Consider the following 11,997-nt stretch of genomic DNA (forward strand, 5'->3'; position numbering starts at 1 on the left):
AGCCTCATTGAAATATTTCAAATATTCAATGAGGAACTCAATAATGTTTTAGTTGATCAATAAGGACATAATAAATAGAGGAGTTAATTTTATGATTATAAGTGAAGTTATTAGGCATTATAGAAAAAGAGAAAATCTTACTCAAGAGCAGGTTGCTGATTATTTAAATGTAAGTACTCCAGCAGTAAATAAGTGGGAAAATGGAGTTTCATATCCAGATATAACATTGCTGCCACCTCTTGCACGTGTCTTAAAAATAGATGTTAATACTTTATTGGCATTTAATGAGGAATTAACAGATACAGAAGTAAAAAAACTTACAAAAGAGGTGGGTGAAACTGCATCAAAAGAGGGAATTAAAAAAGCTTTTGAGAAAGGCAATGATTTAATTAAACAATATCCAGGTTGTGATGAGTTAATATTAATGATATCAGAAGTGCTAAGAATATATTTGTTAGGACTTCAAATTGATGAAAAAGAAAAATATGAAAGAAAAATTATTGCTTGGCTTGAAATTGTAGCAGCTGGTAATAAGGAAAAGACAGCTTCCATGGCAAAAATAGATTTATCAGCGATTTATAGGGAGAAAAAAGAGTATGAAAAAGCTCAAGAAATATTAGATAAAATTCCAGAAGTAGATGTAGATAAAAAAATTCAACAAGCAGTATTATTTGAAAGTATGGGTAAAACAGATGAGGCTTATGGTATTTATGAAGATAAGTTAAGGAAAAATGGCCACGAAACATTTGCTGTTTTATCTCTTATAATAAGACTATTATATAAAGAAAAGAAATTTAGAGAGGCAGAAGAATACATAGAGCGTGCTAAAAAGATTGCTGAGGTATTTGATTTAGGAGCGTACCATAAATATGAATTAGATTTATGGCACTCAATAGAAAGACAAGATTCGGAAAGAACTATAGAAGCAATTATAAATATGGTAAATGAAGCAAGTACAATGGATGACTCTATTAAATCAAAATTATATAGTCATATGAAATTTGATGTTACTAATAATTGGACCAAAGATAAATATAAAGATTTAGTAAAAAGGGTATTAAGAAAAAGAAAGAATATTGATTTTGTTAAAGATGATCCAAGAATAAAGTCTCTGTTGAAATAAACAATATTAAGTCTATTTTATTTTAAGATTAGAAATAAAATGGACTTAATATTTATCTAAGTGATTTTTAATTTTACATAAATTTAAGGATATTGCAGCATACATAATATAAACCCAAAAAGAATTGTATTACTGTAATTTGTAGTAAAAATAATCTTATTAAAGGAGATTTAAATTTGTGGCTAAAAGACAGAGCGAAAAAATTAAGATCAGATATCCCTGCAATATACATAGCATTAAAAAAGAAGGAAACTCCAGTAATTGCAAAAGTTTTTGCGATGATTACAATTATATATGCGTTATCACCAATTGATCTTATACCTGATTTTATACCTGTTATAGGTTTGCTGGATGACATAATTTTACTTCCAATACTTATTACAATAACAATAAAATTTATACCAGAAGAAATACTTAGAAAATGTAGAATTGAAGCAGAAAACTTATGGATTAACGGAAAACCTAAAAGGTGGTATTTTGCCATACCAATTTTATTAGTATGGATAGCGTTAATATTTCTAACATTAAAACTTTTTTAAATGGAACCTTATTAAAAATAAATAAATGTTTAAGGTTTCCATTAAATATTCTTTTAAATAAAACTTTTCATAATTTAAAAGAATATAAGAAGAAAGATGAAAATAACAATATAAAATACCAAATATATCAATAAAATAAGAAGCGAAATACAATTGAATTAACAATATATGTTATAATAACTATAAAGATAGTAGCTTATTATAAAATGATAAGTTATGAGATAGGAGGTATTATAATGGGAATTTTTAATAGGCTTTAATAGTCTATATTTTCGAGTAGTTACTAATTCTCAGGTGTAGACTATAAAGAAAATTTATAATGTTTATTAATGGGAGGTAAAAAATGTCTTATTTTAAATATCAAAATTTTAATATATTCTACAAAGTATATGGTAAAGGAAAACCTTTAATTATAATACATGGGGATACAGCATCTTCGAAAATGTTTATGCCAGAATTAAATTTTTATTCTAAAAACTTTAAGGTGATCTTGCTAGATTTAGTAGGACAGGGAAGATCTCAAAGAGTAAGCGAATTACCTTTAAATTATTGGCATTTTAATGCAATGCTAGTTATTGATTTATGTAAATATATAGGTATTGAAAATGTTAATTTGTTAGGGACAAGCGGCGGTGCTATTATTGCTTTAAATGCAGCGTTAGAGAACCCAAACTTATTTGATAAAATAATATTAGATAGTTTTATGGGAGAAAACTTATCCTGTGAGTTTGCTCAAAAAATTTTGAATGATAGACAAGTAGCAAAAAAGAAGTTAAGTTCAAAGTTATTTTGGTTTATGATGCACGGATTTGATTGGAAAAATGTTATTGATCAAAATACAAATCTAGTCATGAACTTTTCAAGATATAGATGTGATTTTTTAGATGATAGTCTTAACAATATAAAAAATCAGACTCTAATTACAGGAAGTTTGAAAGATGATCTAATACCCAATATAGAAAATAAATTAAAAAACATCAATTTGAAAATAGAAAATTCTAAATTAGTATTTTTTAAGGATGGAAATCATCCAGCTATGTTTAGTAATAGAAAAGAGTTTAGAAATTTAGTACTTAGCTTTTTGATGTAGATTACAAGAATATTTTGTGGTTAAGACCGATATTCCTAATTATAATATTAGATTAATTAAACCACAGTATGCATAAATCAAGATGCCACATTATTCATAATGAGTTTTGTGGCATTTTTTTGTAATGCGAATTATGTTTGTAATACATGCTATAATTGGTGTATAGTGGCAATTGGGGTTGGAGTATTAAACAATATCAATTTCTAATACAATATAAAATTCTAAATTTGAGGAAGATGAATTATGAAAAAAGACGAGTACAATATTGGAAAATTAGTTAGGGAATTAAATATCAATAAAGAGACTATAAGATATTATGAAAAAATTGGATTGCTCTCTGAAACTAAACGTGATAAAAACGGGTATAGGTTATATTCGGACGAAGATATAGAAAAGATTAAATTTATACTTATTATTAAAAAATTTGGTTTCTCATTAAAGGAAATAAGTACATTAATGTATAATGAAGTCTTATGTGGTGATATTACAAGTATTAGGAACCTTGTTGGAAATAAGATAAATGATATTAATAGTAAAATGAATGAACTTATAGAAACAAAAAATCTGCTTGAAAAGGTAAAGAAAAATATATTAGATAAGAATTTAGAATGCTGTGGTGATATGGAAGTTTATCTAAAAATTAAATCTTGACTGTGTAGTATAGTACATGCCTTAAAATATCAATAAAAACTAGTATATGTATTTAAATATGAAAATTTTCATAATAAGAGTTATTAGGAAATTACTTGATTATGTAAATGAAATAGGAGGTTTTTATGATAATAGAAGAGGACGCAATATTATATTTTTCAGGAACAGGTAACAGCTTGCAAGTAGCCAATGATATAGCACATGAATTAGGCAATTTTAATTTGTGCAAAATAACTTCACTCGTAGCAAAAGAAAAAATAAAGATTGAAGGAAAAACACTTGGAATAGTTTTTCCTGTAATCTATAATCGTTTGCCATTGGTAGTAGAGAGAATTATAAAAAAGCTAGAAATTAATAAGGATACGTATGTTTTTGCAGTAGCAACTCATGGTGGAACACCAGCTGATGTGTTAAATAAACTAAAAAAGTTATTGCAAAATAATAATATAATGCTTAATTCTGGTTTTTTACTCCATATGCCATTAAATAATATTTTTGCCTTTGGATCAATTTCTATTGAAAAACAAAACAAAATTTTTCAAAAAGAAAAATATAAAGTAAAACATATAGCACATATAGTTGCAAAACACGAAAATTACAAATGTGAAGTTAGCCCATTAATATTTGATACATTAATTGATAAAATTTTTATCAAAACTACTGACAAGATAGTGAAAAACCTACATCTAAGAGATAAAGATTTTTGGGTTGATGATAATTGTAATGGCTGCAGATTATGTGAAAAAATTTGTCCTGTCAATAACATACAATTTAATATTAATAAGCCAATATGGAAACATAATTGCGAGCAGTGTGCAGCTTGTATTCAATACTGTCCAAAAGAAGCAATTCAATGGAGAACGAAAACTAAGAAAAGAAGAAGATATAGAAATCCTAATATAAGTATTAACGAACTTATAGGGTGTTAGTATTAAGATTTATTTATAATATGACGGTATGTTGTCATATTTAGAAATTTATAATGATTATGGAGGTGTTGATTTTGAAATATGAATGGAGAAAAGAGGAAAAAGAGATCTATCTGCCAAAAGAAAAACCGACTTTAGTTAAAGTCCCTAAAGCAAAATATTTCTGTATTAAGGGAGAAGGGAATCCGAATGATGGAGATTTTTCTAATAGAATTGCTGTATTATATTCTCTTGCCTATGCAGTAAGAATGATGCCTAAAAGTGGCTTTATACCTGATGGATATTTTGAATATACTGTTTATCCTTTAGAAGGATTGTGGGATATGACTGAAGTTGGTAAGAGTAGTGAGGTATTTAATAAAGATGAACTTATATATACGATAATGATAAAACAACCAGATTTTGTAAACGAAGAAGTGACAAAGAAAGCCTTTGAAATTGCTAATAAGAAGAAGTCAGATAAATTATTAGAAGAAGCTTATTTTGATGAAATAGAAGATGGATTATCAGTTCAAATGCTACACATAGGTTCTTATGACAATGAGCCAGAAACTTTTAGTAAGATGAAAGAGTATATTAACGAAAATAATTTAAAAATTAAAAGCTTAATTCATAGAGAGATATATTTATCAGAGGCTAGAAAAGTTGAAAAAGATAAATTAAAAACAGTATTAAGATATACGGTAACTAAATAATAAACTTAAATTTGTACAAGAGTTTAAATTAATAATCATTTATACAATAAAGGAGAAATACTATGGCATATAAATTGAAAGAAATAACAATAAGAACAAATAATTCTGATGAGGGAATAAAAATGATTGATGAACTATGGGGGGATATTGTAAGTGGTAAATTACCTCTTCTTTTTGATAATGAACATATACTTCAAAAAGATGCTTCTCCAATTTCAAAATATAGTAACTATTCTAGTGATGAAAGAGGGGATTATGACCTTACAATAATGAATGTAACACCTAATTTTTTTGAGAAAATGGAAATGAAAGTGAGAACAGGCCTATATAAAAAATATCATGAAAGAGATGAAGATAGGAAAATAGATGTGTGTGCAAAAAAAGCATGGGAAAAGGTATGGAGTGAGCAAAAATTAGGAGATATAAAGAGAGCATTTTCGGAGGATTATGAAATCACTGTTCCTGGTGAATACGCAAAAGATGGAAATGCACATTGTTATTTATATATTTCTGTCCAGTAAAATAAAAAATAAGTTGAAATACATTTTAAAGCATTATATTATGAATTCAGGCACCGGTGTACATTATTAACAAAGAAGGTAAAGTATGAATATTAATATTGAAATGATACCAGAATATAAAATTGCTTATATAAGGAAAGTAGGTCCTTATGGTTTAGAAAATGTGCAAGTAATGGAACAATTGAAAAGCTGGGCTAAAGAAAATAGCTTATTTAATGAAAGATCAATAATCCTAGGAATAACTCAAGATAATCCTGAGATCACAGAACCTGCAGATTGCCGATATGATGCATGTTTAGTTGTTTCTGATGAATTTTATTTTGAAAGTAATAATATTAACGTTGGAAAAACTATGGGAGGAAAATATTGTGTGTTTAAAATAAATCATACAGTAGATGCTATACAAAAAGCATGGCTTGAAATATTTTCGGAGTTATCAAAGAGAAATTATAAAATTGATGATAAAAGAAAGATTATTGAACGTTATACCATGCAAATGATAAGTAACCATTATTGCGAAATTTGTGTGCCTATATTATAAAAAATATTAAAGTAAATTCTAGGTTACCTAAGCAAATAAGATTAGAATAATCTGCTTTAATTGATTTAGAATGTTAATATATTATAGGTGTTTAAAACTTAGAATTAAATATCTGCATATTAGGAAGAAGTATCTAAAAAGACAAAGATACTTCTTCTTTGTGTAGATAAATTGATATTCTACATATAAAGGTACATTGCTTTAAAGAAAGCTTGTTAAAAATAATTAAACTTTTAAAGTTTTCATTAAACATTCATTTAAATGAATATTATTTTAAATAAACCTTTTTTTAAATTTAAAAAGTAAAAAAGTTACGAAGGTTAAAACAAAAAAAGTTAACAATTTAACTTAAGGTGAATCTATATCTAATTAAAAAAGCCCCTCTACTGGGGGCAAGATGAGTACTTTAACTTAATAGAAAATAGACTTATCATAGTATTTAATAAATTTGAAGATATTTTTACAATAAATTAGCGTAAACAACCTAAAATATTATTATGGAGTTATGCTTGTTGGAGTAAAAACTAATTGACCATTACCTAATACAACAAAATTAAAATCCTCTTTCATTGGTCTTAAAACATAATGTATTGAGTTACCTTCTAATCGTATAGATTGCTGTATTACTTTGCTACCATCGAATATAATTAAGAAAACTTCAGTGGGGGAAACATTCTGAGCAGTATACGCAACATTTGGGAGCAAATTCAAATCCTTCATTCTGTAAATACCTTGTGAAAATGTTTTTTGAGCTGGAGACGCAAAAGAAGGAACTGTATTTAGGTTAAGAGATAATAAAAGAAAAATGGAGCAGATAAATATAATTTTTTTCATCGATTTGCACCTCTTCATAATTTTAGTAGCTAAATTTATTATGTGAAAGCGCAAAGAAAATATTCATATTAGGATATCAAGGTGTTATAGTAAAATAGATTAAAAAATGGCTGGTAAATAAGCAGTTTATAAAGTTAGAAAATGCTATATATAATATACATCTATCTGTAGTAAATAATGAAATACTTATCTAATATGCTATAATTAGTTTATTAAAAATTTATATTGTATATAAAGAGGGATTAATTATGATAGTAAAAAGTGTAACAATTTATGTAAAACAAGAGCATGTAGATGAGTTTATTAAAGCAACTAAAGAAAATCAAAATGATTCATTGAAAGAAGAAGGAATTATATGTTTTGATTTTTTTCAATGCAAAGATGATTCAACTAGGTTTTTACTTTACGAAGGCTATAAATCAGAAGACGATGTGAACAAACATATGGAAACCGAACACTTTAAAAAATGGATAAATACAGTTGAACCGTGGTTTTCAGCTCCGAGAGATAAGGCTACATACATACCTGTTCCATAAATAGTATGAACATTCAAGATAAAATGATTACTTTATTTTACTTTAATAGAGAAAATAATTCTTATTAAGTCTAATTTCAGGCGTTCTAAAGTAGTAAGAATAAATTGAGTTAAGCTAAGATTTTCTTAAATTTAGAGAATCTTAGCTTTAAATATTTTATCTTAAACATCAACAGAATTAAAATCTATTTTAAGATAATCATAAATATTAAACTGACTCTTCTTATTAAAGTAATATCATTACAAAATGCTTTTGTAATCATTTGATAGATAAAATGTTAGGTTGTTAAGATATATAAGCAATAGATTATAGATCGTTATACATGACTTGAATCAAACTAACAGATTTTATCAGATCATTTGAAAGCCTAGATACTTGAAGAAATTTTTGCCACATCAAAGTCCCCATACAATTAACTTTTTTAAAATCTTTACTTAATCAAAAGATGATATGTAAGATAGTAAATTTAGTTGCATATATATCTTTTCTGAGAACTATAGGGTTTTATCACATAATATGGTAAAATTAAAATGTTTAATAAGAATTATAATGAAAGAAAGGAGAAAATATGACCGGAATTATAGTGATTTTTGCATTAACGCTAATAACGCTTAGCATCATATTCTTAGATATCACTAAAAGATTAAATTTGCTACATAAAATTTTAATGTATATATATTTTATATTTGCTCCACATATTGTTGCGTTAGGATATTTTTTAATACAACATACCAAATTTGGACAAGATAATGATATATGCAAGTGGATTATTTTAACAGAGATAATTATTTTTATTCTATATATTTTTATAAAAGTAAACATAATTCCAAATAATAAAAAGCAAATAGTAAACCTTAGATTAAGAATAGCGTTAGGCGGAAGAAGTCTCGTTTTATATGGATTATATACAGCATTTTTCCAAATTATTATATATTTAATAGGAAATACGATAATGCAAAGATTAGCAATTCCAGAACACATATTAGTAATTGATAGTATTATTGTTGTGTTAAACATTATTATTTTAATTATCAATGGAATGCTAAGAATTTTATGTACTTCAAGAAGATTAAATATTGTAAAAAGACTTATCGTAGGATTTTGGAGTCTTATTCCAATTGTAAATATTTTTGTGATGTTATATGCTTGCCATACCGCAGCAATAGAGTATGATCATGAGTGTTATAAAGTAATTAATCATGAAGCGCGTGTTGATTCAGAAGTATGTAAAACAAAATATCCTCTTGTATTAGTTCATGGTGTAGGTTTTAGAGACTTAAAATATATTAATTACTGGGGCAGGATACCTAAAGAGTTAATTCGTAATGGAGCCACAGTTTATTATGGAAATCAAGAAGCTTGGGGAACAGTCGAGTATAATGCAAAAGATATTAAAAATAAAATATTAGATATATTGAAAGAAACGGGATGCGAAAAGGTAAATATTATTGCGCATTCAAAAGGTGGACTAGATTCACGTTATATGATTAGTAAATTAGAAATGGGAGATTACGTTGCATCATTAACTATGATATCCTCTCCACACAGAGGATGTAAGTTTGTTGACCTTGCTTGCAAAATTCCTGATGGAATTTATAAATCCATTGCAAGATTTTTTGATAAGCGTTATAGATTTCTAGGTGATAAGAATCCTGACTTTTATACTGCAAGCAGACAGTTTTCAACGTACCATAGTAAAAAATTCAATGAAGAGGTAAAAGACGTAGATGGGGTGTATTATCAAAGTTACACATCTGTAGTAAGAAATCTATTTAGTGATTATGTTGTTGCAATACCGTACATTTTAGTAAAGTTAACAGAAGGTGAAAATGATGGTCTGGTATCTATTCAATCTGCTAAATGGGGAGAATTTAAAGGTGTATTGAGAAATAAACGAAGGCGTGGAATCTCTCATGGGGATATTATAGACCTAAGAAGAGATGACTATAAAGACTTTGATGTAATAGAAAAATATGTGGAAATTGTATCAGATCTTAAAAATAAGGGCTTTTAGGTAGTAGAATAAAATTTATATAGAGCATTATAGCTGGTGAATAAAGGATTAAAAATACTAAGGGGAGTGTATTTAACTTCTCTTAACATTTTTAATCCTTTATATTTTAAACATTTTTATTTTATCGCCTAAAACCAATATTTATTACTTTTTAAACGTGTCATTTTACAATTATATTCTGATTCAAACTTTGAAATTTTGTATTATTAAAAAAACCTAAAAGCAACAAATATTAATAATATTATTATAACTGGAATAGACAAAATAGATGCCATTATACGCCTACCAATTTTACTTCCAAAATTAATAGTGCTTCCTATACCGTTCCTCTTATCAACAGATTCAGATGGATTATTGGATTATAGTAGAAAATTCCAAGTTTCCAATGTCTAGGGTCGTCATCTTTATTCACTAGAAATACATCTCCTTATATTTATATACAAATAGTTAATTTTTATTTATTTGATTATATACCTTTAATTGTAAATATTCAAATGTCTAATGTACCTGCATATAAATTTCGTATATTGCTTTTGAAAACAGGATGCAAAGCTAAAAATATACTAAATGCATAGTGTATTCAACGCAAAGACTCTGTATATATCATTCTTCAACTGAGAATACTGTATAAGGTTTTGAAATTTTGTCAAATAATCAATGATAGTCAAAAATGAGAGTATAGTACCAATACTAGACGTTACTCTGAAAGATAAGTATTCCGTATACTTCACATTATTTCTAATTCATTATTAAAATAAGTAATTGTTCTAAATCAAATATTCTGCTCGTATTAAACATTTCCTCAAGATCATAAAGGGTTTTTTCTGAATTTTCAACTTCCTTAGAATACATATGCATTATGTCTATTTGATCATTTATATCAAAGTTATAATTATTATCAATCCAGCGTACTACATTTAACTCTTTAATAATGAGATAACTCATAACAGCTAGTGTAACTTTAGAGTATAATTCTTCATCAAAAGTAGCTTTCATAAAATATTGAAATATAAAATATACCATTAAATGTTCATATTCATAGATTTTTGTTTCATAATATTCATTAAAAGCATCATATTGTTTTTTATAAAAAGTAACATCGTTTATTTTGTAAAAACATTCAATAGCATGATCTAGTATTTGTGGCCAGTTATCATTAATAGGATCGAGGTTTTTATACTCATTCATACATTTAAGCATATTTTTATACTTATCATATTGTTTTGCTTTATACTTATCAAACTTATTAAGAAGCTCTTTCTTATAAGATTCGCTAGAATATCTATTTACTATATTTTTAATTTTTGATAGCTCATTTTTATTTATTTCTTCTTGAATATCATGAGCAAAATTAATTACTAATGAAATCCTATGATTTAAATCTATAGATCGGTCTTGTAGAATATCTAAGGCCGCTTTCCTAGCTGGTATTAGTTGCACGGAAATATCAAAATTTATATCATCATATTGACTTTCTATTTCATAATCATCTGAAACTTCAAAAGTAATTGGATTAGGAACTTGAAGAATTAATCTTGCAGCCTCAGGACAGGACAAAGATACCCCCATCTCACGTAAATTACTGTATTCCTCTATTAACCTTGGATATGTCTTGCATGTATAACATAAGCTTTTTTCTCCAAGTTCAGTATAGATATCACAAAGGTTATTTTTATTTAAAAACGCGCAGTTATTATTTTGTAATACAAAGCCAGGCTCTCCATCTTCATACAATGTTAAATTTGATCTTAATCTTTCACCAAATTCACCACTTACATTGTTATAATTCTTATATGTTTCATCATCAATTATAATTTCCCACCCAGCACAACAAGTATCAGTACATTTTGAAGCGATGCATTTAAAATCTTTATAATAATGGGGTACTATTGTTTTCATGTAAATTACCTCTTATGTTTATTAATTAGGGCATATAGAAGAAAATAGACACATATAAAAAGAGTAGCTATGATACAATACGGAACTTTTCTGATATAAGAACATCCCATAGTGTCATTGACTTGTTATTTATTTGAATATGCCCAAGTTCCATTATAATATACCACTTAATTGAGCATTGATAAAAGTATTTTAATGAGAGAACAATGTTTTGTGGAATAATACTTGTTTGATTATATGGATAATTTTTTAACTGCAAAGAATAAAAGGATAAGTTTAGGAGGCTTGCGCATATAAAAACGAGTATAATAGCTTTAAATAAAAACCAGAAGGCTTTATATTATTAGAATTAGTAGAGACAGATTTGGGGAAATGACAATTGAGGAATTATTGCATTAGATAATTTAATTTTATTGAATGAAGTAAGAAAAAGAGAGAATAGTTATTCAAAGTATGATTTTTATGAAATTACTTTTGATTTTCATAAAATGTCCCTTAGAGATACAATAGTAGAGAGGACAGTATTTTGAATAATGATTGATATTTAGAGAAGTATTTTATTGTGAGTTGGCTATATATTAGGAAGATTATTGCATTTTTAGATGCAAAAGTTCTCCTTTTATAG

Annotated in this window: 12 protein-coding genes; 10 read left to right on the plus strand and 2 right to left on the minus strand. The window is 26.6% G+C overall.

The window, feature by feature from the left end; all coding sequences use genetic code 11:
- Positions 1-91: 91 nt before the first annotated feature.
- From L3B96_RS17975 to L3B96_RS18010, 8 genes are all read left to right on the plus strand, one after another.
- On the plus strand, positions 92-1,123 hold the full coding sequence (locus L3B96_RS17975; protein WP_077854436.1) for a helix-turn-helix transcriptional regulator: 1,032 nt from the start codon (positions 92-94) through the stop codon (positions 1,121-1,123).
- A gap of 176 nt (positions 1,124-1,299) precedes the next feature.
- On the plus strand, positions 1,300-1,662 hold the full coding sequence (locus L3B96_RS17980) for a DUF1232 domain-containing protein (RefSeq protein WP_077854435.1): 363 nt from the start codon (positions 1,300-1,302) through the stop codon (positions 1,660-1,662).
- A gap of 343 nt (positions 1,663-2,005) precedes the next feature.
- A complete protein-coding gene (locus tag L3B96_RS17985) occupies positions 2,006-2,752 on the plus strand; it encodes an alpha/beta hydrolase (RefSeq protein WP_077854434.1) in 747 nt (248 codons plus the stop codon).
- A gap of 243 nt (positions 2,753-2,995) precedes the next feature.
- Positions 2,996-3,403: a MerR family transcriptional regulator gene (locus L3B96_RS17990; RefSeq protein WP_077854433.1), complete on the plus strand. Its 408-nt coding sequence runs from the start codon at positions 2,996-2,998 to the stop codon at positions 3,401-3,403.
- Positions 3,404-3,528: 125 nt separating this feature from the next.
- On the plus strand, positions 3,529-4,332 hold the full coding sequence (locus tag L3B96_RS17995) for an EFR1 family ferrodoxin (RefSeq protein ID WP_238948236.1): 804 nt from the start codon (positions 3,529-3,531) through the stop codon (positions 4,330-4,332).
- A 74-nt stretch (positions 4,333-4,406) separates the two neighbouring features.
- Positions 4,407-5,027 carry a GyrI-like domain-containing protein gene (locus L3B96_RS18000; protein ID WP_077854431.1) on the plus strand — a complete coding sequence of 207 codons (621 nt, stop codon included), beginning with the start codon at positions 4,407-4,409 and terminating at the stop codon, positions 5,025-5,027.
- A gap of 62 nt (positions 5,028-5,089) precedes the next feature.
- Positions 5,090-5,548, plus strand: coding sequence for an AraC family transcriptional regulator (locus tag L3B96_RS18005; protein WP_077854430.1), 459 nt, complete (start codon positions 5,090-5,092; stop codon positions 5,546-5,548).
- A gap of 85 nt (positions 5,549-5,633) precedes the next feature.
- Positions 5,634-6,089, plus strand: coding sequence for a GyrI-like domain-containing protein (locus L3B96_RS18010; RefSeq protein WP_077854429.1), 456 nt, complete (start codon positions 5,634-5,636; stop codon positions 6,087-6,089).
- A 495-nt stretch (positions 6,090-6,584) separates the two neighbouring features.
- Here the strand turns inward: L3B96_RS18010 and L3B96_RS18015 are convergent, their stop codons facing one another.
- Entirely contained in the window at positions 6,585-6,923 is a 339-nt protein-coding gene (locus L3B96_RS18015) for a hypothetical protein (RefSeq protein WP_077854428.1), read from the minus strand.
- Positions 6,924-7,171: 248 nt separating this feature from the next.
- On the opposite strand from L3B96_RS18015, the gene L3B96_RS18020 reads away from it, so the two are divergent.
- Complete coding sequence (locus L3B96_RS18020) at positions 7,172-7,459, plus strand: antibiotic biosynthesis monooxygenase (RefSeq protein WP_238948237.1); 288 nt, start codon at positions 7,172-7,174, stop codon at positions 7,457-7,459.
- A 568-nt stretch (positions 7,460-8,027) separates the two neighbouring features.
- The gene (locus tag L3B96_RS18025) at positions 8,028-9,473 is read left to right on the plus strand and encodes a triacylglycerol lipase (protein WP_238948238.1); all 1,446 of its coding nucleotides are present in this window, start codon (positions 8,028-8,030) and stop codon (positions 9,471-9,473) included.
- A 738-nt stretch (positions 9,474-10,211) separates the two neighbouring features.
- Here L3B96_RS18025 and fliB read toward each other — a convergent pair.
- Positions 10,212-11,372, minus strand: a complete 1,161-nt coding sequence (fliB, locus tag L3B96_RS18030) for a flagellin lysine-N-methylase (protein WP_238948239.1) — start codon at positions 11,370-11,372, stop codon at positions 10,212-10,214.
- Positions 11,373-11,997 lie beyond the last annotated feature (625 nt).

Origin of the sequence: Clostridium sp. YIM B02569, from assembly GCF_022320765.1 — a bacterium.
GTDB lineage: Bacteria > Bacillota > Clostridia > Clostridiales > Clostridiaceae > Clostridium > Clostridium beijerinckii.